At 34.3% G+C, this 24,529-nt stretch carries 24 protein-coding genes, 1 tRNA gene and 4 pseudogenes; 15 read left to right on the forward strand and 14 right to left on the reverse strand.

Features of this window, described 5'->3' with window-relative positions:
- Window positions 1-177 precede the first annotated feature (177 nt).
- Window positions 178-1,089 (reverse strand): acetylglutamate kinase, encoded by a 912-nt coding sequence (gene argB / locus OZD70_RS03770; protein WP_338062935.1) that lies wholly within the window; start codon window positions 1,087-1,089, stop codon window positions 178-180.
- 4 nt (window positions 1,090-1,093) lie between these two features.
- A complete protein-coding gene (gene yihA, locus OZD70_RS03775; protein WP_275021080.1) occupies window positions 1,094-1,690 on the reverse strand; it encodes a ribosome biogenesis GTP-binding protein YihA/YsxC in 597 nt (198 codons plus the stop codon).
- Between the two features lie 95 nt (window positions 1,691-1,785).
- On the opposite strand from yihA, the gene prfA reads away from it, so the two are divergent.
- A complete protein-coding gene (prfA, locus tag OZD70_RS03780) occupies window positions 1,786-2,865 on the forward strand; it encodes a peptide chain release factor 1 (RefSeq protein ID WP_275021009.1) in 1,080 nt (359 codons plus the stop codon).
- Window positions 2,866-2,876: 11 nt separating this feature from the next.
- Here prfA and OZD70_RS05915 read toward each other — a convergent pair.
- Window positions 2,877-3,002 (reverse strand): annotated as a pseudogene (locus OZD70_RS05915) (multidrug effflux MFS transporter); the annotation flags it as partial.
- Window positions 3,003-3,018: 16 nt separating this feature from the next.
- Here OZD70_RS05915 and OZD70_RS06130 point away from each other — a divergent pair.
- Window positions 3,019-3,102, forward strand: a pseudogene (locus OZD70_RS06130) (N-acetyltransferase); the annotation flags it as partial.
- A 284-nt stretch (window positions 3,103-3,386) separates the two neighbouring features.
- Window positions 3,387-4,316, forward strand: coding sequence for an AEC family transporter (locus OZD70_RS03785; RefSeq protein WP_275021010.1), 930 nt, complete (start codon window positions 3,387-3,389; stop codon window positions 4,314-4,316).
- Window positions 4,317-4,414: 98 nt separating this feature from the next.
- Here the strand turns inward: OZD70_RS03785 and OZD70_RS03790 are convergent, their stop codons facing one another.
- From OZD70_RS03790 to OZD70_RS03805, 4 genes are all read right to left on the reverse strand, one after another.
- Window positions 4,415-4,609, reverse strand: a complete 195-nt coding sequence (locus OZD70_RS03790; protein WP_182184213.1) for a hypothetical protein — start codon at window positions 4,607-4,609, stop codon at window positions 4,415-4,417.
- A gap of 11 nt (window positions 4,610-4,620) precedes the next feature.
- Entirely contained in the window at window positions 4,621-4,935 is a 315-nt protein-coding gene (locus OZD70_RS03795) for an FtsB family cell division protein (RefSeq protein WP_275021013.1), read from the reverse strand.
- 49 nt (window positions 4,936-4,984) lie between these two features.
- Window positions 4,985-5,113 (reverse strand): type B 50S ribosomal protein L36, encoded by a 129-nt coding sequence (ykgO, locus tag OZD70_RS03800; protein WP_006279631.1) that lies wholly within the window; start codon window positions 5,111-5,113, stop codon window positions 4,985-4,987.
- A gap of 69 nt (window positions 5,114-5,182) precedes the next feature.
- On the reverse strand, window positions 5,183-6,001 hold the full coding sequence (locus OZD70_RS03805; RefSeq protein WP_275021014.1) for a pyruvate, water dikinase regulatory protein: 819 nt from the start codon (window positions 5,999-6,001) through the stop codon (window positions 5,183-5,185).
- Window positions 6,002-6,143: 142 nt separating this feature from the next.
- Between OZD70_RS03805 and ccmC the strand changes: the two genes are divergently transcribed.
- A complete protein-coding gene (ccmC, locus tag OZD70_RS03810; protein WP_275021016.1) occupies window positions 6,144-6,854 on the forward strand; it encodes a heme ABC transporter permease CcmC in 711 nt (236 codons plus the stop codon).
- 50 nt (window positions 6,855-6,904) lie between these two features.
- Here ccmC and OZD70_RS05920 read toward each other — a convergent pair.
- Window positions 6,905-8,574: pseudogene (locus tag OZD70_RS05920) on the reverse strand (hypothetical protein).
- A 180-nt stretch (window positions 8,575-8,754) separates the two neighbouring features.
- Between OZD70_RS05920 and OZD70_RS03835 the strand changes: the two are divergent.
- The 6 genes and pseudogenes from OZD70_RS03835 to OZD70_RS03860 all read left to right on the forward strand — a co-directional run bounded on the left by OZD70_RS03835 (window position 8,755) and on the right by OZD70_RS03860 (window position 12,820).
- Complete coding sequence (locus OZD70_RS03835; RefSeq protein ID WP_275021025.1) at window positions 8,755-10,032, forward strand: adenylosuccinate synthase; 1,278 nt, start codon at window positions 8,755-8,757, stop codon at window positions 10,030-10,032.
- Window positions 10,033-10,182: 150 nt separating this feature from the next.
- Window positions 10,183-11,322, forward strand: a pseudogene (locus OZD70_RS03840) (hypothetical protein); the annotation flags it as partial.
- Between the two features lie 5 nt (window positions 11,323-11,327).
- On the forward strand, window positions 11,328-11,594 hold the full coding sequence (locus OZD70_RS03845; protein WP_275021026.1) for a hypothetical protein: 267 nt from the start codon (window positions 11,328-11,330) through the stop codon (window positions 11,592-11,594).
- Window positions 11,595-11,690: 96 nt separating this feature from the next.
- Window positions 11,691-11,954, forward strand: coding sequence for a translation initiation factor IF-1 (gene infA, locus OZD70_RS03850; RefSeq protein WP_275021029.1), 264 nt, complete (start codon window positions 11,691-11,693; stop codon window positions 11,952-11,954).
- Window positions 11,932-12,525, forward strand: a complete 594-nt coding sequence (locus OZD70_RS03855) for a Maf family nucleotide pyrophosphatase (protein WP_275021031.1) — start codon at window positions 11,932-11,934, stop codon at window positions 12,523-12,525. The genes infA and OZD70_RS03855 overlap by 23 nt, the downstream gene beginning before the upstream one ends.
- Window positions 12,526-12,604: 79 nt before the next feature.
- Entirely contained in the window at window positions 12,605-12,820 is a 216-nt protein-coding gene (locus tag OZD70_RS03860; protein WP_275021033.1) for a hypothetical protein, read from the forward strand.
- On the opposite strand, the gene OZD70_RS03865 is transcribed toward OZD70_RS03860, so the two are convergent.
- From OZD70_RS03865 to OZD70_RS03885, 5 genes are all read right to left on the reverse strand, one after another.
- Entirely contained in the window at window positions 12,811-14,073 is a 1,263-nt protein-coding gene (locus OZD70_RS03865) for a Tol-Pal system protein TolB (RefSeq protein WP_182184161.1), read from the reverse strand. The genes OZD70_RS03860 and OZD70_RS03865 overlap by 10 nt on opposite strands.
- Before the next feature lie 23 nt (window positions 14,074-14,096).
- On the reverse strand, window positions 14,097-14,537 hold the full coding sequence (locus tag OZD70_RS03870) for a hypothetical protein (protein WP_275021035.1): 441 nt from the start codon (window positions 14,535-14,537) through the stop codon (window positions 14,097-14,099).
- A gap of 100 nt (window positions 14,538-14,637) precedes the next feature.
- Entirely contained in the window at window positions 14,638-16,272 is a 1,635-nt protein-coding gene (locus tag OZD70_RS03875; RefSeq protein WP_275021036.1) for a ribonuclease J, read from the reverse strand.
- A gap of 339 nt (window positions 16,273-16,611) precedes the next feature.
- Window positions 16,612-17,730, reverse strand: a complete 1,119-nt coding sequence (dnaJ, locus tag OZD70_RS03880; RefSeq protein WP_275021037.1) for a molecular chaperone DnaJ — start codon at window positions 17,728-17,730, stop codon at window positions 16,612-16,614.
- 82 nt (window positions 17,731-17,812) lie between these two features.
- Window positions 17,813-17,890: transfer RNA gene (locus OZD70_RS03885), tRNA-Arg, on the reverse strand.
- 329 nt (window positions 17,891-18,219) lie between these two features.
- On the opposite strand from OZD70_RS03885, the gene OZD70_RS03890 reads away from it, so the two are divergent.
- Both OZD70_RS03890 and OZD70_RS03895 read left to right on the forward strand, forming a co-directional pair.
- A complete protein-coding gene (locus OZD70_RS03890; protein ID WP_182182910.1) occupies window positions 18,220-19,035 on the forward strand; it encodes a hypothetical protein in 816 nt (271 codons plus the stop codon).
- A 32-nt stretch (window positions 19,036-19,067) separates the two neighbouring features.
- On the forward strand, window positions 19,068-20,240 hold the full coding sequence (locus OZD70_RS03895; protein ID WP_275021038.1) for a porin: 1,173 nt from the start codon (window positions 19,068-19,070) through the stop codon (window positions 20,238-20,240).
- 676 nt (window positions 20,241-20,916) lie between these two features.
- Here the strand turns inward: OZD70_RS03895 and OZD70_RS03900 are convergent.
- Window positions 20,917-21,603 carry a TerC family protein gene (locus OZD70_RS03900; protein WP_275021039.1) on the reverse strand — a complete coding sequence of 229 codons (687 nt, stop codon included), beginning with the start codon at window positions 21,601-21,603 and terminating at the stop codon, window positions 20,917-20,919.
- A 404-nt stretch (window positions 21,604-22,007) separates the two neighbouring features.
- Between OZD70_RS03900 and OZD70_RS03905 the strand changes: the two genes are divergently transcribed.
- From OZD70_RS03905 to OZD70_RS03915, 3 genes are all read left to right on the forward strand, one after another.
- Complete coding sequence (locus OZD70_RS03905; RefSeq protein ID WP_275021040.1) at window positions 22,008-23,150, forward strand: Fic family protein; 1,143 nt, start codon at window positions 22,008-22,010, stop codon at window positions 23,148-23,150.
- Window positions 23,151-23,335: 185 nt separating this feature from the next.
- The gene (locus OZD70_RS03910) at window positions 23,336-24,163 is read left to right on the forward strand and encodes an ankyrin repeat domain-containing protein (protein WP_275021041.1); all 828 of its coding nucleotides are present in this window, start codon (window positions 23,336-23,338) and stop codon (window positions 24,161-24,163) included.
- 176 nt (window positions 24,164-24,339) lie between these two features.
- A complete protein-coding gene (locus tag OZD70_RS03915) occupies window positions 24,340-24,465 on the forward strand; it encodes a hypothetical protein (RefSeq protein ID WP_275021042.1) in 126 nt (41 codons plus the stop codon).
- The last annotated feature ends 64 nt before the right edge of the window (window positions 24,466-24,529 follow it).

Below are 24,529 nucleotides of genomic sequence, written 5' to 3' on the forward strand. Positions count from 1 at the left end.
AAGACGCCAACTACGTTGTTTTCTTGCTGTTTAATCTGCACAGATGAAGATAACTGAATACCTTCACTATCATGATAAGGGGGCTGGTGAGGCTTGTCAAGTAAGTTTTTTCGTTTCTATTCCCAAGAAAAGCTCGTCATATGGTTATGCAAGAAGTCTATTCGTGTAGTTGTCTAGTTATAAATCACTCACAATTGATATGCTCGAACTATTTTCAGTAAATAAATCAAGCATAATGTTAGGTATTCTACCATCAACTATGTGAACAACTCCAGCACATTCCTCTACCATTTTAGTATATGCCATAAGCCTTCCAATAAATTTTTCTCCTTGAATTTTGCCACAATCAATCGATGCATTTAAATTTTTAACAGATATCTTCCTGCCACCAATTTTATCTATTTCTTCACCTGTATCGCTAAAGGTTATCATTTTAGATGCAGAAACTGCAATTGCAATTGTGCTTGCAGTGCTATCGGCATCAATATGATATGTTTCCCCATTTTTTCCATGACCAATTGGTGCAATAACTGGTATAAAATCTGATTCTTCAATAAAAAATAATATATCGGGATTGATTTCAGTGGGCCTACCGATGAATCCCATGTCTAGTATTTTTTCGATGTTATTTGATCTGTCTTCCTTAAGCGTAGTGCTTATCTTTTCAGCTTTTATTAAGTTGCCGTCTTTTCCACATAATCCAATGGCTGAACCACCAGCAGAATTTATATGCTGAACAATTTTTTTATTAACTGAACCACATAGTGCCATTTCAATGATTTTCATAGTGTCTTTGTCTGTAAGTCTGATACCATTCACAAACTTACTGTCCATACCCAGCATTTTTAACACTGAGTTAATTTCATATTCTCCGTCATGAACTATCACCGGATTTATACCAAGCTGCTTTAATAAGACAACATTATGCACAAAAGTATAGAATAGTGTTTCATCTGAGATCGTTATGCTGCCACATTTAATGACAAAAGTTTCACCCACAAAGCTAGGTATGCTAGACAGCACTTCAAGTAATATTTCTGCTTTTTGTTCAAATGATACTTCACCCTTTAAAAATTCACTACTTTTCATTTTTTTATCTTGTAAACTTGAAAAACTCATCTCTTACCTTGATTGTTTTATGCTTAATACGTATGCTTATTTGATGAATTGACACATTCTCATTATTAATCCATTTTTGAGTATCTTCTAGAATGGCATCTAGGCTTTTTTGACTCACTTTATCTATTTTTGTTAGCACAACGTTAAAGTTAATATTATTATATGTTAACCAATAAATGAAGTCTTTGTCTATTTCTTTTAATCCTACCTTGCTATCTATCAATACAAACACTCTTCTTAGATTTTTTCTTTGAATTAGATAATACTCAGTTAAGTTTAAATATTGTATAATTTCCTCCTTACCTGCATGAGAATAACCATACCCTGGTAGGTCAACAAGTCTGAACTTATCATTGTACATAGAATAAAAATTTATTTGTCTAGTGCATCCAGGTTTAGAGGAAACTCTGGCAGCTTTTTTGCTGTTTATCAGTAAGTTGATCAGACTGGATTTTCCTACATTTGATCTACCAGCAAACGCAATCTCTGGAGCCGACTCATCTGGTAATGATTTCATGTCCGAAGCTCCAAATATGAAATTGCAGCTTGATGTTATCTGTCTTGCCATTATATTCAAGTAGAAGGTAGTAGATATATTATAGTGTTATTGCTTGATATAAGAAATTTTTTATTTCAGTATATATTACTTAGCTAGATCTGTACTATATGAATATAGAGAATAATTTACAAGACTTAAAGAAAAAATTTAGTGATATAGAAAGGAACTTGGAAAACTCTACCAATTTAAGTCAAAAAGAATTCATTACCCTTTCAAAGGAATACTCTGAGCTCAGGCCAATAATCAAGATAATTGATGAATATAACACGCTGAAAGAGGAAATTTCAGACTTAGAAGAAATAATGAAAGATGAAAACAGCGAAGGTGATATAAAAGAGTTAGCAAAAGAAGAATTTTTCGAAAAGCACAAGGTATTATTACCAAAAGTAAAAGCAAAACTAAAGTTAGCATTATTGCCTAAAGATGAAGATGACTCAAGAAATGCAATATTGGAAATCAGAGCAGGTACAGGAGGAGAAGAAGCAGCATTATTTGCAGCAATGTTATTTCGTATGTATCAAAAATATGCAGAAAGAAGAAATTGGAAGTTCGAGCCAATAAGCATTTCTAATACAGGTATAGGTGGCTATAAAGAAGCTTCTGCACTCATTAATGGAACAGAAGTTTTTGCAAGGTTGAAATTTGAATCAGGGGCGCACAGAGTACAGAGAGTGCCAGAAACTGAATCCTCAGGAAGGTTACATACCTCTGCCGCTACTGTTGCGATATTACCTGAAGTAGAAGAAGTTGACTTTAAAATAGAAGAAAAAGACTTACGAATAGATGTTTATAGATCCAGTGGTCCTGGAGGGCAATCAGTGAATACAACTGACAGCGCAGTAAGGGTCACCCACTTGCCAACAGGGATAATTGTAATACAGCAAGATGAAAAATCGCAGCACAAAAATAAAGCTAAAGCGCTTAAAGTATTGAGGGCAAGGCTATACGAAATTGAAAGACAAAAAAAAGAAATGGAAAGGTCAACAATGAGAAAAAGTCAGATTGGCTCTGGTGATCGTTCCGAGCGCATAAGAACATATAATTTTCCACAATCAAGAATAACAGACCACAGAATTAATCTAACTTCACATCGGCTAGAGCAGATTATAAAAGAAGGTGAACTAGATGAATTTATTGAGGCATTAATCTCACGTAATGAAGCAGGAAGGCTAGCCAGGGAAAGTTAATCGCTCACATCTGTAAATTGAATTGTGCCTTCTGATACGTTAAAATAATGCACCATATCAGGAAAACTAGATACGGAAATGTCAATTTCAATGAACTTAGCAATTAGAGACAGGATTAACAAAGATGGTAGTAACATTTGAGATTTTTAATTAATGAATAAAAATCTCACATTTAAAGCGTTGAAAGAAGAACATTTTTTACTGTTATTAAAATGGTTAGAAACACCTCATGTGAAGCTATTTATTTCCTCTTACTTTTTCAACAGTCCGTCTAAATTACCACAAGCAGTTTAATTTTTCATCATTATTCAAAAATATGCAAGAAGCTTTATAGACACTTAACATAATTTTATCATAAAAATGTCATTCTTAAGTCCTATGTAAAAACAAATTTTGGCACTAAGTGAATCTTTTTTAATTAACTATGAGCTGGATAAATTGGAAAATAAATTTTGTTTACTTTTATAATACCTTAAGATCTAATATCACTTTATCAGTCAAAAGTATCACAATAGGCTAGTATGTTCCTTACTCTTTTCCTAAAAATATTACCTATTTATATTACAATGTTTATTGGTTATTTAGCAGGAAAATGTCTTAAAATTGACAGAAACACTATATCTCAAATACTCTTTTATATAGCTAATCCAATAGTGATTTTATATGGAGTCTCTCATACAGAAGTTAATTTAAAAGTAATTTCTCTGCCGATTTTGATATGGTTTATAGGTAGCACTATGTCCTTATCAGTGTATTATCTTTCTTCTTTTTTATTTAAGGATAACACGAGAAACATATTAGCGTTTAGCTCGGGCAGCACAAGTATGGGTTATTTTGGCCTGCCGATAGCCATGGCTTTATTTGATGAAGATTCAGTATCTGTATATGTTGTTTGTTATATAGGAATGGCGTTGTTTGAAAATAGCTTAGGATTTTACATAGCCGCAAATGGTATTTATACCGCAAAAGAATGCATATTAAAGTTGTTCAAACTTCCTTCGCTTTATGCGATGGTTCTGGGCTTCTTTTTAAGTATATACGATATACAAATACCTACTTTTTTAACAGATGTTATGATGAATATTAGAAGTACATTTGTTACACTAGGAATGGTGCTACTTGGAGTGAGCATTGCGAATATTACAAGCTTTAAAGTAAATTGGAAGCTTGCTTTGATCACTATTACAGCAAAGTACGTATTCTGGCCATTATTTGTTTTAGGAATCGTTCTTATAGACAAACATGTTATAGGTGTATACGACGAGAGTATATATAAAGCACTGATGTTGCTAGCTATTATTCCAATTTCTGGGTCCAGTATAATACTTGCTAATATTTTGAATTATCAACCAGATAAAGCTACTCTGTTGCTTCTAATCAGTACTGCAGTGGGACTATTTTATGTTCCACTAATAATATCATTATTTTTCTCTAAACTTGTTCCTTTTTGATCAAAAATTTAAGCGCTTGCATAACCATATGAAAAATCAATAGCCCACTTTTTTGTCATTCCAGCGCATGACGCTGGAATCCAGGAAAAAGGATGATGTCATTCCAGTCTGGGATCCAGCCTTCCTGCAATCTCATCGAAAACATTGTAACCACTTTCTATGCTAGTTTGCTTATGAGCAACCTGGATCCCAGACTGGAATGACATCATAGGGGCACTGGGATGACAAAGGAGGGCAGTGTCAGCTATTGGAATGACAAGAAAGGAGTGCTGGGATGACAGTAGGTAACGCAAGAAGTCTACCGCTATTCCACGTCAAGAACAACCATAAGTTCATCAGGGTTCACATAACCTAAAGCATTTTTTGCTTGCTCATCAAGCAGATCTAAATCTAAGCTTTTTTCATATAAGCCAAATACTTTGTTGTCCAACTTTTTCTTTTTAGAAGAGACATCCTTTAGCAAAAGTTTATTGTACTCGATTTCTTTTTTTAAGTCTATTAGCGTCAATAAGCCACGTTTACCTGTAATTGTGCTAATGCTGAAATATAATGTAAGAGAAGAAATGAGCAGGGCTGTGCTTAAACACAGTAACTTTTGCTTCTTTTTAGATATAAGCACCGTACTTTCACATACAAGAAATGTATAATATGAAAAGGTGAACAAAAAGCTAAGAACCTTGACGCGCTTTACATCTTGGCTTTACCTTGTTTATAATGTAAATCTTACCACCCCTTTTCACAACTTTACAATTTTTATCTCTGTTACGATGAGATTTTAGCGACCCTTTGACTTTCATATCTATAGTAAGAATTAAATTACCTTGCATTATGATCACTTACAGAGAGTTAGTCAATTGATAAATTTTTCACATTTTATTAAAATACTGTATAATTGTTGCTGATACTTCTTCGATTGACTTTTGCGTGACATCAATAATTGGCCAGTTATTCTGCTTAAATAGTTCCTCTGCTTCTTTAATTTCCTTTTCTACTTTCTCAGGATTAGCATATATATTGTTATCTTCGTTATTAATTGAAGCAAGTCTATTTTTGCGTATTTCTATTAGCCTACTTACGTCTATTGTTACCCCTATCGTTAGTTTGTTTTTTAATTTTGCCAAGTTGACATAAAAGGGTACTCCACTAACAAAAGGAATATTTGCAACCTTATAGCCTCGATAAGCTAAATACGTACTGGTGGGAGATTTTGATGTACGTGAAACTCCAACCAAAATTATATCTGCTTTATCAATATCTTGAATACTTTGTCCATCATCATGATTAATAGTGTAGTTTATTGCCTCAATGCGCTGGAAATATTCGTTATTTATCTCAGTATGCAAGTCAAGCTTTTCGTCTTTTTCAATTTCAAGATAGGACGAAATTTCTCTAATAATATGTGATAATATTGCTCTATAGGGAATTTTCAACTTTATACAGTTATCTTTTAGATATTTTCTTAGCTCATCATCAGTAATAGTGCATATAACAAAGTTATGCTCATCACTTTTCTTATTAATTTCCTCCAAAATTTTGTCAACCTGCTCTTCTCCTTTCACAAAAGACCAAACATATTTAATTGTTTCTACAGAACGAAAGTGTTTCAGAGCTGATTTTGCAACTGATATAACAGTTTCACCACTTGAATCTGATACTAAGTGTAGATTAAGCTTTTTAAGGGTCATCAACGTTATACTAAAAATAATAGCAAGCAATCTGCTACTGAAATTGTGCTAATTTATTATACTACGTAAATATAGAAAAACTATCTTGTTGATAAAACTCAAACTAATTGATAAATTCTTAACACAATTATTCTCAAAACGAATGTTTTTATTAAAGCCTACAAATTTCACTTCTTTTTCTAAAAAAGCACTACCTTGGATTGGGATTATTTGTTTCGCATGTTTTTTAATTGGAATGTCTTTGGCGTCATTCTTCTCTCCAGAAGATTATAAACAAGGAGAAATTGTACGAATTATGTACATTCATGTGCCTTCTGCATGGCTTGCTCTTGGAATATATGGATTAATTGCATTACTCAGTTTCATTTCGTTGGTATGGAGCAATAGCATTGCTGGTGTTTTAGCGCATGCTGCTGCTCCTGCAGGGACAGTCTTTTCTGCAATATGCTTAATCACAGGTAGCATCTGGGGAAAAGGAACCTGGGGCACTTGGTGGGTATGGGATGCAAGGCTTACTTCAATGCTAATTTTATTTTTCCTATATGTTAGCTACCTTTCATTGTGGAGTGCTTTTGATAATGAAGCGAGGGCAGAAAAATCAGCAGCAGTATTTGCCATTTTTAGTGCTATAAATATTCCTATAGTAAAATTTTCTGTGAATTTATGGTCTACTCTCCATCAGCCAGCAAGCATTTTGAGAAGAGGTGGAGTAGCAATAGAAAGTTCTTTGCTGTTGCCACTCATTGTAATGTTTATGTTTTGTACCACATTTTTTTTAGTAGTGTGGATACTGTATTCGCTTTACTTAATTAATTTATATAAGATAAAGAGAGAAATTAGTGTGCGGTATTAGATAGTCTTGCAATTCTATAGAAGAGTATGCTAGAGAGCCTACCAGTATCTTTAATGTAAATGCCCATGTGATTCCATAGATAATCTCTGTTTTTTTATTCTATCTGTCCATTTCTCATTTTCTATACCTTGTTTGTTGTCTACTTTTTTTTCTTGCTCAACAATTGCCTTATCCACCTTCTGATAAACTGCATCAATTGCATTAATCGCATTTTTTTCTTTGTATACTTCGCTTTTTCCTTCAATAATTAAATTGGTAAAAATATTTACAACAAACTGCACTTGATTATGATTAACCTGACCTTTTATCAAAGAAGGTAAAGATCTTAATTCCATTGTATGTTGACCTATGTTATTCTCTATGCCTTCTGTATGCATTAACTTTATTGTTTTATCATCAGATTTTTTCAATACTTCTGATGCTGTTTTACCTTGAAAGGAAAGCCCTAAATTATCTGCTACTTCACTTATTAATAACTCTCTGTTTTCTTTATCATCTTCCAATTTAGCATAATCACTCAATAGATCCATAGCGGTAGACACCTTGATTGCAACAAAATCATTAGTATCTTCTAGAGCAGAGCCTGATCTCAACAACCTATCTCTGAGATTTTCGCTTAAAAGATTGATAAACTCTTCATTTGCATCCGATCCTGTAGTAGATATTGTACCATCTAAATAGTTGTTTACTTTGATTTGAGTACCTAAGCTATGATCTATTTGTATTTTTGTCTCAGGTTTAAATCCTAATTTTGCACAGAATTTCTAAAAATATTCTTTAATAATGTCAAACAAGGTCTTGCCATTGTCTTTATAGTTTTTCAATTCTTCAGGAATAGTAAGTGATAATTTACCTTCTTTATATGTTATACTATTTTTACCATCTTGAGATTCAAGTGTGAATTCTAATGAGCTGGATAGGTCACATATTTTCTCTTCCGGATTGTCAATCGTGGTTATAGGCATTGCCATATCAGACGTCACTTTTATGCGATTGTGGTCAGTGCAGTAAATGTTTAGCGCTTTTTTAGGACTGTGTGGAGTTAAATTACAACTACTGAGTGCGGCATGAGATTCATAAATATACCAGCTCCATACCCTGCTTGATTACAATTAGTGACTAGCTCTTCTAAAATAGCATTACTTGGAACTTCTGCTCCAGCGTATCTAAACATTTTCTTGAAAACTTCTTTTGCAAAGGAACGGTAATCCTTGTTTTCATCTCTCTCTGTAGGTAATAGATGGATATACCCTTGGCCAACATTGTAAAATTCTTCAAATTCTTTCTTATATGAATCGGTTTTTTGATGATTGCCAGTTTTGGGATTTTCACGGTGATTTTTCCATAGCTCACCCAATGCATTACTTACAAGCTCTTTCTCAATATCTTCAAGTACTGAAGCAACAAATGCTTTGCCATGATCCGTATCTATTTCTCTTGTTCCTTTTTTGTTAAATATTTTGTCATTATATATATCATCACTATTAAAAAGTTCGCTTTTGCGGTGCTTAGCTCATTCCTTAAGTGCAATAATAAAATTTTTATCTATTTCTTTTCCGTTAATAATAAAATTCATCCTTTGAAAATCTAAGAACATTGTTTCATCAGAATTTGCTAATTTATTAGCTTGATCTGCTCTTAATTTATTAAAATTGAACTCTTTAGCTGTGGTCTTTAATCTAACTGCTGGACTCTTATTATTTCCCTTTGCCTCTTTCATAATTAATACCTCACTGTAAAAGTATTGTAAATTATATTATATAATGATGAATAATCTGAGAATATATTAAGAAGATCGATAATATATTTCTTTATTTTAGGAATACAGGGAAGGCGTAGATTTCTCTTTTCATTTGTAGCATGCTGCATTAATATTTACGTATTAATCTAGAAAATAGTGATGAATAATATTGTAATTGTTGGTCTGCAATGGGGTGACGAAGGCAAGGGTAAAATAGTAGATTATCTTTCTGAAAACGCAGATGTAGTTGTGAGATTTCAGGGAGGAAATAATGCAGGGCACACTATAGTAATAAATGATGAGGTTTATAAATTAAATTTACTGCCCTCTGCTGTTTTGAGAACGGGCAAAATATCTATTATAGGAAACGGTGTTGCTCTTGATTCACATGCTCTAGTCTCAGAAATAGAGTCATTGAAAGTTAAAGGAGTGGACGTAAACTATAACAACTTGATGGTATCCGAGAGCTGTCCATTAATACTTAGCGTACATAAGGACAAGGAAAAGCTATTTGAAGATCTAAACGGAAATCACAAAATTGGTACAACAAACAAAGGGATAGGGCCATGTTATGAAGATAAAGTTGGCAGGAGAGCTATACGCCTTTGTGACTTAGAAAACGCAGATGAGCTTAATCAAAGAGTGGATGCTCTCCTGAGTTACCACAATGCCATCAGAAAAGGCCTTAACTACCAGGTGGTTAAAAAAGAAGAAATATTAAAGGAAATTCGACAGATTTCAGAAAAATTTCTTTTATATAAAAAACCTGTGTGGAAGATACTAAATGACTTTATGAAAGGAGGTAAGAAAATAATATTTGAAGGCGCTCAAGGCGCATTTTTAGATATCGACCACGGAACTTACCCTTTTGTTACTTCAAGTAATACCGTAGCATCGCAAGCGATAACAGGCTCAGGATTATCCTCCAATGCTTACATTATTGGTGTGGTAAAAGCTTATACAACAAGAGTGGGCAATGGTCCATTTCCTACTGAACAAAATAACGAGATTGGTGACAGCTTATTTTCTATAGGCAAGGAACTTGGAACAGTAAGCAATAGAAGAAGGCGCTGCGGATGGTTTGATGCAGTTTTAGTGCGCCAAGCTGTGCAACTCTCTGGAGTTTCAAGCATTGTATTAACCAAATTAGATGTTCTTGATTCTTTTGATACAATTAAAATATGCATTGGTTACAAGTACAGCGGGAAAATGTATGATTATTTACCCGCATCACATTCAATACAAAAGGAATTAGAGCCAATATATGAAGAGTTTCCTGGCTGGAAAGAAAACACTCAAGGTAAAAGGTCGGTTGAAGCATTGCCTATCAATTTAATAAAATATATAGAAGGGTTAGAAAAATTAATAGGTATACCAATTCATCTAATTTCAACTAGTCCAAATAGAGAAGATGTTATTAAGCTTAAAAATATATGAAAACGTCTTGTTAACTTTTATCCAATAAAAAAAGGTACTTGTGTAATTTCAAACAGTCTATTATGCAAGGTAGTACTGTAAACGTACAGTGAGCAGTGTGGTTTTTTTTAATATATGTTATAATATAAATATAGTTAAAGGAGGCATATTATGATTGCAGATTTGACTAAGGGAGACAAAGCAGCAGAGGCAGGAAAAATAGGTGATCAATTTGAAAAGCATTTTTGTATTGGACCAACTTCACTGAATAGGGAAGTTTATTACTCTACGCTTATCTACCATACATTCAAAGAGTTATATTCACAATTAGGTGATATCTCTTATGCTAATAAAACGAGATCAGAAAAAGAAATAATCGATTTTTATGTTTTACCTCAATTTGCACGTTTTAAAGAAATTATTGATGAAGGTATAAAAAAAGATCCTTCGTTTGCAAATTCTGCTATTGTAAAGTTTTGCTACTCAATTATAAAAGATAATAAATTACTTAAAGAATTAGAAGAAGTTAGTATTCCTGCCAAAAACTCTAGTGTAAAGGCAAGGATAAGCTTTCAACTGAAAAATCTGAAAGAAAAGGTGTGGTTCTTAAGAGAACTAAAGAAAAAAAAGAATTTCACTTACGTGCAGGGGGCTTTTGGAGATGAATGGAGTTTTTATGACCTAATAAACGATAGAGATTTTAAACAAACGTACATAGATAAAGCAGTAACAGAGTCTGTTAATAAGAGCTTTAAGGAAGATATAGATAAATGTATAGAGTTGGCAGAGCAGGGAAAAAAAGCTGCAAGTAAATATTTTGAGAGGAAAGACGTAGAGCTTCAAGCTTATTACACAGAAACTGATAACGCTCATAGAGTTTTGAATGTTAACCTTATTAATTACAATAGAAGTGAGCCAACAAGAATTAGTGACATTTTACAGCAAGAGAAAGAATTGAATATCTATTGCAATAAAAAACATGAAATATACGCTTATCAAGAAGATAAGAAAAGATATTATAAATTTAAAGAAGGCGCATATTATGGAATGACAAGCACTTGGCCTGCAAAAGATGGATCAGGAATGTGTACCATGATTATGAATGTGAGTAGCGATGGCATAACTGAAATACTAAAATTTAATGGCGAAGATTTTGTGTCATCGGAGGAGATCCTAGAATTAATAAAGCAAAACGATGAATTATATATTCAAGGTCTCTCCTTATATGATGCTGTAATGAAATCACTAGAAAAGAGTAAGGCTGCTGATGTTGTACCTACTGCTAATAATAATTTGCAAAATGAATCTATATAGAAATGCTTAATGGACTAAAAGAAAAAATTCGTGTTGATGGACAAAGGAGCCTCAACGATCAATTTTATATCCTAAAAGGGGGCGTTTCTAGTGAGCTTGATAATGAGTCTTATGTTCAACAACAAAAGGAGAAAGGATTATCCAGATCTTCAAGCCTTGATAGCGATGAGGAAAATTGTGATAATGATTTATCTTCTAAAATAAGTTCTATAAGTTCTGTTGAGAAGGTGGCAGAGAGTAGAAACGTAGGTAAGGTTATTGGAGGTTAAGTAGCAACTTAAGTTGGGTGCAAAAGGTCTTTTGTGTTGATAATAATTTAAAATCTATAGTAGACTGAAAAAGATTATTAAATTATAATATAACATATGATAAAAGACGAGAAATCGAAAACAATTTTTGAAGTGGAAGGGGCAGTAACTGCTTTACTACCTGCAGCAGAATTTAGAGTGAAACTGGATAATGAACATGAGATTATCTGTCATGTATCAGGGAAAGTGAGAAGAAGTAAAATACGCATTATTATAGCGGATAGGGTGTTAGTTGAGATGAGCATTTACGATAGGAATGCGAAAAAAGGTCGGATCATTAGAAGGCTTAAAGGTACAAGTGACAGAACGATCTCTAAATAATCTTATTCTTGCTTCATCATCGAAAAGGCGTATAGCTTTACTAAAACAAATCAATATTAAGCCAGGCTTAGTTTTGCCAGCAGATATAGACGAAACTCCTTTGAAAAAGGAACTTCCGAAGGATTACTCAATCCGTATGGCAAAAAGTAAAGCTGAGAAAATACAAAGTTCAAATCCAAATTACTTTGTGCTTGGTGTTGATACAGTTGTTGCTTGTGGTAGAAGGATATTGCTTAAAGCTGAAAACGTTGAGCAAGCAGAAAAATGCATCCGCTTGTTATCAGGAAGAAGGCATAGAGTATATACTAGTGTGTGTCTATTAACTCCCGATCAATCTAAACAACATATTAGAACTGTGGTTACGATAGTGAAATTTAAACGTCTCAGTGAACAAGAAATTAAGTATTATTTAGCATCAGAAGAGTGGAAAAATAGGGCAGGGGGATGCAATATACAAGGCCTAGCTGGGATGTTCGTATTGTTCTTACGCGGCTCCTACTTTTCCGTTATAGGGTTACCATTACATGAAACCTATTGTTTGCTAAGTAATTATTTTAACTGGGAGTGTTAAATAAACCATACGCGTCAAGTTAAGGCCCAATATAGCACCATTTAAAGTGGGTAGATAGCCTTTCGAAATCCCTTAACAAATGTGCCCAATAAATCTGTCTTTTTTCGTCACTGAAGTAGTTGTAAACCGCATACCTATCAATGGGATTATACCTGAAATTGCTGCTATTGGAGTAATTGCAACTGTTGTGTTATCAGGAATCGCTGGTACTATAGTAGGTGGTGTAGCGGGATATCTTATTAATGTGGCAATAAATCAATGCTGTGGAGCATGCAGCTCAGTAGTTCAAGAATAAGACCAATCCGGTAAAGAAGCATTTGTGGGAGTGGAAACCATTTTTTGATTTTTCTTTACTAAGTCTACTAAATATAGTTTAGAGTTGCTTGGTGATTCTGTTCTTGTGAAAATGATTTCTCTACCATTTGGTAGCCATGCCGGAGATTCAATTCTATGCCCTTCTGAAAGTAGACGTTCTTCTTTGCCATCTGGCTTCATAACTCCTATGTAAAATTTTCCTGACTGAATCTTTGTGAAAGCTATCAGATCTCCTTTTGGCGACCAAACAGGCGTAGCATATCTTCCACTTCCAAAACTAATTCTTTTAGGTTTTTTACTTTTATTAGTAAAATCGATAACATACAGTTGCTGACTCCCACTTATATCAGAACTAAAAACCATATATTTTTGATCTGGAGAGAAGGAGGGAGAAGTGCTTATAGCTGAACCTTTAGTAATTTTTTTTGTCCGTTTACTACTTAAATCCAAAGATAATATATTCGTTTCACCACCCAATGAGTGGGAAATTAAAAGAGATCTACCATTAGGAGAAAATCTTGGTGCAGAAATAACTCCTTCAAATGCGCTGATTATTGATTCAGTGTGGTCTTTTAAATTTTTTAATACTATATAACTTTTACCATTTGCGTATGAGATATAAACAATACCTTTTCCATTTGGTGAGAATCTCGGTGTTGACACAAATCTATCGCCATTTGTTAAGTATTTTATATTACTTCCATCTTGATTCATCACAGCAATTTTACGTACGGATTTATAATTGCTATCTTTTTCTTCAGCAATATACGTGATTTTTGTGTTGAAGTGCCCTTTCTCACCAATCAGTCTATCATGTATCACATCCGAAACGAGGTGACCAATTTTTCTCCAGTCTTTTGCCGGAAAAACAACTGACTGAGTAAGTAATTCTCTTTTTGTAAAAGTGTCAAATAAACGAAATGATAGCTCTAATGCACTACCAGATACTTCGCTTAAACTTACTGTGACTACAGTATCGCTTTTCCAAGATTTAAATTCAGCTTCCGCGCCACGTTTTACATTAAATAAGCCACAATTAGATAAATTTGTTCCTATTACCTTTGCAATATTTTCACTTAATTCGCTTTCCAGCGCTGTTTTACACGTACATTTAGATACAACAAGACCAATGTTACCAACACTGCTTTTTTTTATATCAACATATAAAGCAGCTTTTGTAAAATAAGGAATAAATAACGAAACAAGCAATATTAATTGAACGAATAACTTCATTAGACTTCCTGCTTTGCTCTCTATCATTCCAGCAAACGTTTACTTTTGAAGGTAAACTGCACAATAAACGACGTCATGAAAGTAGCTGATACACAACTGTTCGAACTTCTCGTATTACAGTAGGTGACATTAACCTCTGATGTCATCCCAGTGCTTGACACATAACTATACGAACATTGCAATTTGTAGGTGGCAGGTGGTGTCATTCCAGTGCTTGACACTGGAATCCAGTTTTCTGGCAATTTCATCGACAATGTTGTATAGTGCGCTTGTTTAAAATCAATTTTGCTGGATCCCAGTGTCAAGCACTGGGGTGACACCTTTGTGTTTGAGGTAAAATCGGCTAACACACTGCCTCTGCAAACAAATGTTCGTACAGCTGTGTGTCGGAGCACTGGGATGACACCCCTACCGGCAGGGATTGTTCTAAAATCACAACGTTCATATAGTTGTGTGCTTGACACTGATTTTTTTTATGGATTCCAGTATTGCATGCTGAAATAACATCAAAGAATACATTGTTAACTTCTTACTCAAATAATGGTTAATAAAAGAGGTACATTTCTATACCTGTTCTATCTGGACTTCAATTATAGGTCTTTTTAGTAAATATTCCTTTAAGATACTCAATATTGAACTTTCAATCTTATTTTTAATTTTTTTTGTTGGCTGCAAACTAAACAACGACTCAACTTTCTTGACAATTTTCTGTATAATAGCTGCATCTTCTAGCGCTTCAAAAACACCAGGTACAAATACTTTCGGTTTAGTAAGCAATTTATTTTTCTTGTTTACAACTGCTGTTACCACAATAACTCCGGCATCTCTCATTCTTTTACGCATTTTTATAACACTGCTCTCCGGATGACGTAGCAGCATACCATCAATACCAAAGTAGTCAACATTGATTGAATCAACTTTTTCTCCGTTCTCCAAATTAACAATATCACCTGGTGCAACCATTATTGCTTTTGCCACACCGCACTCTTTAGCAAATTTTACATGTGCATGCGTGTGAATATATTCGCCGTGAACTGGAATAGACATCTTCGGTTTTATTAAAGAATACATTTCCTTTAACTCTTCTCTTGTTGGATGCCCAGAAGCATGAACATGCTCTGTTTTTTCAGTAACAACTTCTACCCCCATCTCAATAAAGGCATTGAGCATGTTGTGCGCACGAATTTCATTTCCAGGAATGATTTTTGACGAAAAGATCATGGTATCACCTTGCTGCATTTTAAATGCTTGATGACTCTTATTAGCAAGCCTTGAAGTTGCTGCCAGTGGCTCACCTTGACAACCTGTGCAAAGAAGCACCAGTTTTTCCCTTGGAAAATTTACTGCTTCTTTTGGTTCAAGAAACTGAGGAGAATCGGTTAAACACCCACTATCTTGTGCAACTTTTACGATTCTCCATAAAGATCTACCAAGTAAAACTACTTTTCTATTTAGTGCTTTTGCAGCTTGGCTTATCGTTTCAATTCGTGCCACATTTGAAGCAAATAGCGATACAGTAACTAATTTTTTAGACCGCTTTACTATGTTATAAATATTATTATAAATTTCACCTTCTGACTCAGGGTGATGCTTGCTTAATATATTGGTTGAATCGCAAATTGCTGCAAGCAGGTCACCTTTATCGCCAATTTCTTTTAGACGCTCTATATTAGAAGTTAATCCAACAACAGGTTTTGGATCAAATTTCCAGTCTCCGGTATGGAGTGCACTACCCATTTCAGTGCTAATTAATATTGAATTTGCCTCAGGAATTGAATGAGTTATATTTATAAACTCGACGGTAAAAGGACCCAAATTTGTGCTGCCATTTATGTCCACCTCTTTCACAGGTACTGTACCTTCTAATCGAAACTCCTTTAGTTTCTCCTTAAGAAAATTAACCGTAAACTTTGTTGTATATATGGGGCACTGCAACTCTTCCCACAAGTGGGGCACTGCACCGCAGTGGTCCTCATGTGCATGTGTAATTATTATTCCAAGCAAATCTTTTTTCCTTTGAGCAATAAAATCTACATCAGCAATGAGCAGCTCAACACCTGGCATAGTTTCATCTGCAAAACCAACACCAAGGTCGATCATAATCCACTTACCTTGATAATGATATAGGCTAACATTCATCCCAATTCTTCCTACTCCCCCAAGCGGAAGAAATAAAAACTCATTTTTGTTTATATTCATTAAATTTAAATTATTAAAACCTGAGGATAGCAAAACTTCGGTCTTAAATAAAGAAATTTATTGCTTTTACATAGTTTTATAGCTAACCCAAGAAAGGTTTTCCTACGTCATACCGCGATTCATTCGCGGTATCTCAGCATAGATTCCGCTAACGAGTAGCGGAATGACGAATTTGTTGTTTTTCAAATTGTAGGTAAACCTAAGCTACTTTAGCTATAAGGAACTAAGAAGTTTCTCTTGGCTAATAATAACACTATTGTTAAGTTTTCCATTAATAAGGTCAAAGAATTGCAGGATTAAGTGTAAACAGTTACTCCTTCATGTCATTTAGCAGATTTCTTATTTTTTTTTTACTTTACTAAAAAATCCTTCAGATTGCTGTTGTACACTTGCATTTTCCTCTTCTTCAAGTGCTTTTAATAGTTCAATTTGCTTTTTAGTTAAATTTTTTGGATTTAAAGTCTCAACTATTACCTGTACATATAAATCACCACGAACATGTGAGTTCATATATGGCATACCCTTTTCCCTACAACGTAATTTGGTACCAGTTTGAGTGCCTTCAGGGACCTTTGCTTTTATTTTAGCTCCATCAATTGATTGGACATCGATTTCGCCACCAAGCACTGCTAGTGTCATTCTTATAGGCACTTTACAGTGTAAATCTGCTTTGTTTCTAGCAAAGATTTTATGGGAAATTATTTTCACGTATACGTATAAATCTCCACTTTTTCCACCTCTTGTTCCAGCTTCTCCTTTACCACTTATCCTTACCTTAGCTCCTTCTTCTATGCCTTTTGGAATTGAAACGGATATATTTACTTCATCTCTTCTACGTCCACTTCCACCACATTTCTTACATTTATTTTGTATTACTTCTCCTTCTCCATAGCATGTAGTACATGTTCTTTCGATGGTAAAAAAGCCTTGCTGAGTTCTAATCCTACCGCTTCCCTGGCATGTGGGGCACTGAACTGGTTTAATTGCTCCTTCGCTACCTGTGCCTTGGCATATATCACATTTTACATTTGTCACATAATGTATAGGCGCTTGTATTCCTTTAAATGCATCTTCTAAGGTAATTTCAAGATCATAACGTAGGTCTGCTCCAGACACTCCTGTCGTGCTCCTCTTTGCTCTTGATCTACTTGCACCACCACCGAATCCTCCACCAAAGAAGTCATTGAATATGTCGCTAAAATCTCCTGCAGAGCTAAAGCCTTGAAACCCACCAGAAGCACCTTCGTGGCCATAACGGTCATAGCTTGCCCTTTTCTCAGAGTCAGATAGAACTTCATATGCAGCTGTTACTTCTTTAAATTTTTCCTCTGCTTCTTGATTGCCAGGATTTCTATCAGGATGATATTTTAACGCTAATTTTTTATACGCTTTTTTTATCTCATCAATACTGGCATTTCTTCCTACTGCCAGCAGATCATAGTAGTCTTTTTTGCTCATATATAATAGTTTAGTGTTTAACCTTTAAAGATAGGTATTGCATATATTAATTTCAAGTGTGACTTCTGTTTCCTATAAAATGTGGTGCACCCTGAGCGACTTGAACGCCCGACCTTTTGATCCGTAGTCAAATGCTCTAATCCAACTGAGCTAAGGGTGCTTTCATAAAGTTAACTTTAGCAGGTTTTGTAGCTCGATTCAATTAATTTGGCTAAAAATAAAACTGTTAATTTTTATCATACGTGAAACCTGCAAAAAATTGCATTTATTTTCTTAAGAATCATTTTATGGTCAAGCTCAAAAAAAACGGATAAGTCAAGCAAAGTTACAAATGTAATTTTGCTTGACTATCCATTTATTACCACCTAAAACAACTAACAAAGCTATCCCGTATGACATTTTATCTATATCTAATCAAGCATATTAATAAGTAAGCAAATTTTAATATAATCTTATTATACTTATAAATATGCTGTATAGAATGAAAGTATGGATGATTTCATAACTGCAAGAAGGAAAGATGATGCTGTGGTATCTGTTTGTCAGGATAATAAGAAAAAAAACGTATTAATTTTAGGGCTTAATCAAACCGCAAGGAATTTGTTAAAATACGAGGAAGGAAATTTACTTAATAAGCCGTTAATCAATATTTTAAGTGCAAGAGCAGCTGACGACATGAAGAGTTATTTAGAGTATACCGAAAATGGACACGATTTACTTGATGTATTACCTAAAGTGATAGGTTTTTCCTTAACTGATGCTAAAGGAGAAGATATAAAGACAAAAGTAAAAGTTTTCCGCACTACACAATTTACTAGTAATAAAATAAATTATGAGCTATTGATACGTGATATCAGCTTGTCTCGTAAATTAGGAATCTTTAGAGATGAATATCTAATGGGTAAAAAATATAAAAACCATAACTTATTCGATATACCAAACAATGAGTCTACTATTCTAGAGTTATACGTTATATTAAATTTTGCCTTTCAACATCAAATTAATGCAGCTATAGGAGTGATTGGCTTAAATAGTAGCTGTAGTGAGATAAATGATGCACTGAAAGTTATCATAGAACATTTTTATAAAAATTGCCGTAGTGATGATTTTCTAGGGTATATTGATGAGAATAAAGTGCTTTTTGTTTTGATTAACTGCGATGTAAAAAGTACGTCTAAAATAATTAATCGTATACATTCTGCCATTAATAAGCAGTTATTAAAGCGAAAATTACCAAATGTATCAATAATTTATGGGAATATAGCTCAAAAACGGGCAGCAAAATCTACCAGCGGCACCTTCTGAAAAGTTGTTTTTTATTTATATTAAGTTTATTTATGAAGTTAAGGTACTACCTGGTAGCACTGCTTTCATCATTATTTTTGCAGAGTAGTGCTAGCTCTAGAACAATTTTGGATAAGGAAATATTTTATGTAGAACTAGATGGAAAAATAGATTTGAGATTCGGCTACGCCTTCAACAGAGATTCTTTCAGTGCTAAGGCTAAGGATAAAACTTCAAGTTATTCATACTTGCGCTTTCTTTATTTACAGCAAGTTTATCCAAATACTCAAATGGGGTTTAATGTTAAAGCAGGAGTTTCTGGTATTGCAAACCTAAAAGCGTTAGACATAGAAAAGTTAGACATGGAGGAATGGTATTTCATCATTAAAAATCAGGTGCTTGGATCAATTGAATATGGTAAAAGAAGTTTAGTTAGTCAGAGCATGTTAATTAACACTTCAAAAATTTATGCAGCTGCTGGAGGAGTAAATGGTCATTGGACAAATTATGCAAATTTGCGTGGTAACAAAAACAGAGATAATGGCCCTGGATATGATAAAGACAAGGTGTTCTGGGTCAAGCCCAATATTTATAGCGATTATAATGGACTCGAACTAGGGTTAAAACAACCATCAATTAACTACATCTCCCCTGAAATCTATAACTTTCAACTCGGGTTCAGTTATGTCCCAGGAAAAAATAACTTACAATATAGCAATCTAATTGCTGCTGGCCTTTCCTATAAAAATGGCCTATCAGACGATATAAATTTTACTACTGCCTTAACTGGTGAATTTGCAAGAGAAAATTTAACTGGTTGCTTAGATGGAACTCCTGAAGGTTATGGATGTCGTAATCAATTACTGCACTGGAATTTTGGTTTGAAGCTAAAATTGTTCGATCTTGATTGCACTTTTTCATATGATAATGGTGGTAAATCAGGCGAGAAGCGTAATCCTGAAATAAATAACACGTATTATATGAATTCAGGTATCGCTTACCATTCTGATTCTCGCAAATTGAGTTTAACATATTTCAATAGTGGTAGGAACATTGCAAGCAAAGGTACAAACAAGTTAACATCATATGCTTTAAGCCTTGAATATCCATTTTTTATGGGCACTTCATACTATTTCGATATTGTAAAATTTAGTACCAAAGAGCCTAAAGTAGAAAATAGCAACTCTGGTTATGTGCTCTTGACTGGACTGAAATTAAGTTTTTAATTAGGTTACATTGCCTCCTGTCATCCAAGTAGCGGATAACATAGAAACGAAAAACTTACTTGACAAACCTCGCCAGGGCCCTTATTGTAGTGCTAAGGGTATTTATGACTCAAAACTTGTTTTTGACCTGCAGGCTCAATGACAAAATTCAGTAAAAAACTCAGAGTATTTATTGGCGGATTACATAAAATCATAGCGGCTGCATGTCTTTTTTATTTTTTCTACATTCAGCCAAATCGCGCTTATTTTAAGCGTTAGCACATTATTACAGCGCCACTTACAGTAATATAGAGTCAAAACTCGCACCACGGGGCTTCTTTTGCCTTTTTTTTGTTTGGTAAATTTTTTAAACATTTATAGCTAAACGACAACCGTCATCCCTGTAAAGGTCTAGTAATTCGTCATCCCGCTGCTTGTTAGCGGCTGAGATACCGCGGCGGTATGACGGTGTAGATGATGGTTAAGTATCCCGCTACGTGTTAGCGGCTAAGAGATACCATGGCGGTATGAATAGGTGTTGAAAGTAACGCAAAAAAGACATAAAGAACTATTATTGCAGAAAATGGAGGCAATAATGGATCAAATAGAAGGCATACTAAACTTAATTAAAGAAAACATTACTACTTCCTCTTATTACCTTAAATCTATAGGAAAATCTCGCTTGAGTGAGTACACACTACGTTTTCTTTATTTTGCTTATAATTTTCACAAGCAGTGCAAACATAAATGAAGAATACAAATATCCTTTTGGTAATTCTATATGAAATCCATGAAGTATAAGGTACACACCGACAAGTAAAACAAATAAGATAGCAATTACTTTTAAACCTGGATTAGATTTGATTAACTGGGCGGTATAACTTGATAAAAACAGCATTGCTAGCATGGAAAATGTAAACGCTGTGGCAATTATTATCATGTTATAAGTTAGTGCTACAGCAGTTAATATTGAATCAACTGAAAAAACTAAATCTATTAATATAATTTGTAGCACAACTAAAAAAAATTTTGATTTAACGTTTGCTTTCTTTTTATTTTTCTTACATACAAAGATGTCATCTCGTAACTCCATAGAGCTTTTAACAATAAGGAATAATCCCCCTGCAATCATAAGTAAATCCCTTGCTGAAATATTTAGCGATGCAGTGTGAAATATAGGTTTTTGCATTGACAATATAGATGATGTAAAAAATAGTATTACAAAACGCATTAATAGCGCTAATCCAAGGCCCATAAGGCGCACTCTTTCTCTCAGCACATTTGGTACCTTATCTATTGCTAGAGAAATAAAGATTAAATTGTCTACACTAAGTATAGTTTCAAGTAGTGTAAGTGTCAGTAAAGTCCAAGCATCAGCTAGCATTTTTGTCCCAAATTCGGCTCTTCTTACTCTACAATAGATGTGTAAAAATTAAGTGACTTCACTCAGAAGTTTTATAGCAGCTCTCCAGAAAAACAGGATAACTGCTATAGCTAAAGTGACTTAGATTTACCGATAATTTGAAAAACAAAAATTCGTCATCCCGCTGCTTGTTAGCGGGATCTAGAGATACCGCGAATAAATCGCGGTATGACGTAGGAAACCCTTTCTTGGGTTAGCTATAATATAAAGTTCAGCAGCTTCTTCTATTTTCGTTTTTGAGCAAAATCAATAATAAGAGAGTTTCTTATTTTCATACACGCAAACAAGATAAAGACTTATTTTCGTTTTTGACTTTATTTGAAAATAATACATATACTATGAACATTGTGTGCTGGGTTGAATGAATGGATATTAAAGAATCACCTCCGGGTAAAGTTGTTAGAGCATTCGCTGGTTATCAGGCATTTCCCTTGCCGCCAAAATTTGAATGGGACAATGATTTAGTTAATAGTCTTTCCAGAGCAGATCATATTTTGGGTATGTTATCCAGGGAAGGAGCTAAATTGCCTAACCCTCATCTTCTCATGCGACCCTTTATAGTACGTGAAGCACTTCTTTCAAGTAGAATCGAGGGAACTCAAGCAACTCTTGGTGAAATTTTGGCTCAAGAAGCAGGTGCTAATGTAGATCGCAATCCAGATGATTTACAAGAAGTACGCAATTATATATCAGCGCTCGATTATGGACTAAAACGTTTACAATCTCTTCCACTGTCGCTCCGATTAATTAAGGAAATTCACGGGAGGCTGATGCAAAGTGCAAGGCCAGGAGAATTTCGCCGAGTGCAAAATTGGATTGGAAGCCCAGGATGTACAATAGACACAGCAAAATATGTGCCACCAATGCCAGGTGAACTGATGGGTTGCTTGAACTCTTTTGAAAAGTTTCTACATGATAGAACATTACCCCCACTTATACATATAGCCCTATGTCATTATCAATTTGAAGCGATTCACCCATTCTTGGACGGCAATGGACGTATTGGACGTTTATTAATAACATTACTTCTGATCGAAAGAAAATTATTACCATCACCTCTGTTATACTTAAGTGCATTTTTTGAAGCTACAAGAAGTGAGTATTATGACCAACTTTACAATATAAGCAACAGAGGCACGTGGCATGATTGGTTCTCTTATTTCTTAAATGGTGTAGTACTGCAATCATTGGATGCATTGTCAAGAGCAGAACGAATTAACATTTTGATTGCGAATTGGCAAACTGAAGTTAGTTCTAAAACTGAAGGAGTTGCGAGTGGTATTGTAAGGTATCTCGCTGTAAACCTTTACTTTACTATAAGGAAAGTAGTTGAAAACTTAGGTATCGTATTTACAACAGCCCAAAGAGCAATCGTAAAGCTTGAAGATTTAGGCATCGTTTCACAAACTTCTCAAGGAAAGAGAGATCGGGTTTTTTGTGCAACTGATATTTTGAATATTCTAGAAGAACCAACTAAGATTACAGAGAACTTCGATAGCACATTGTAGCTATTGTGATGAATAAATTCAGCAAACAGCAAGCTTAAAGAGTCTGATCCAATGGACATGCTGAACAAAAAGTAAGGAGCTCCTTTTGGAAGATTGTATTAACTTATTAATCAATTGCTTGACTTTTAGCAGGATTTATTATATTATTTATTAATGAGCAATGCAATCAAACCAAGGAGGATAGCATGACTGGTGACAATAACAGAAAAACTTTACAATCGATAATTACTGGCAAAAATAACAGTATAAATAGAATTGAGAAGTTAAAAGATTTTCTTGGAAAAAACAAAGAAATAACTATTAATAAAGACACATTTGCATGTGCTTTACGATGCCCAAAAACTACAAAGGAAGCGATAATACACAAAATTCTGCTTCATTTTATACAAAATCCTGGCGAGCAATCACTAGAACAAGTAATACAATACTTAGATGAAGCGATAAAACCTAGGATATATGCAAAAAACAACCCAGTAAGAAATCTAGATGAGGAACTTCGTACTCATATAAACTTTAAAGATGAAAAGGGAAATACATTACTACATCATGCAGTTATAGGTAATAAAACTGAAGAAATAATCACCCTTCTTGTTACATATAGTGCAAATCCTTTGATACAAAACGCGGATAATAAAATTCCTTTAGATTTAGCTCAAGGAAAAACAAAAGAAGTGCTTATTAAAAGTATGAAAAAACAAGCTAATACGAAAAAAGAAAGCGCTATGATAGGCAGTTTAGTGCCTGGCATGATAATTGGTGGTTTTCTTAGTGTTGTACTTGGAGCTGGTGTGTGTGTTGCAGTAAGTCTTTCTGGTGGTATGATACTAGGTGTAATGATAGCACTTGTTCTTGTTGCTAGTATAGCTGTTGGACTGGCCATGTGTTTTTTGAGTCAAGACTATGAACAGGCTAAAGCGATAGAAAAAACTGTTAGCACTGTTAGTTCTGAAATATCTGTTGATGGTGCAACTGCCGCAAATGATAAAGAAGAGCCACAACCTACATATAGCTGACCCAAGTATACCGCGGTTCATTCCATAGCTGTACGAATATTGTAGTTTGGGCCACCAGTGAGGTGTCATCCCAGTGCCCCTATGATGTCATCCCAGTGCTTGACACTGGGATCCAGAAAAGTTTGCGTATTCACAAGCAAACTAGCATGGAAAGTAGCTGATCTTACACTAAATGAATGTTTTTGATGAGGTTGCATAGAAGCTGGATTCCAGCGTCACGCGCTGGAATGACACCATTTGCTGTGCAATTTACCTTCAAAAATGAATGTTCGTACAGCTATGCGCGGTATAGATTCCGCTAACTAGTAGCGGAATGACGAATTTTTGTTTTTCAAATTGTCGTAAGTCACTTTAGCTATAATACAT

Source organism: Wolbachia endosymbiont of Drosophila tsacasi, assembly GCF_028982115.1.
Taxonomy (GTDB): domain Bacteria; phylum Pseudomonadota; class Alphaproteobacteria; order Rickettsiales; family Anaplasmataceae; genus Wolbachia; species Wolbachia pipientis_B.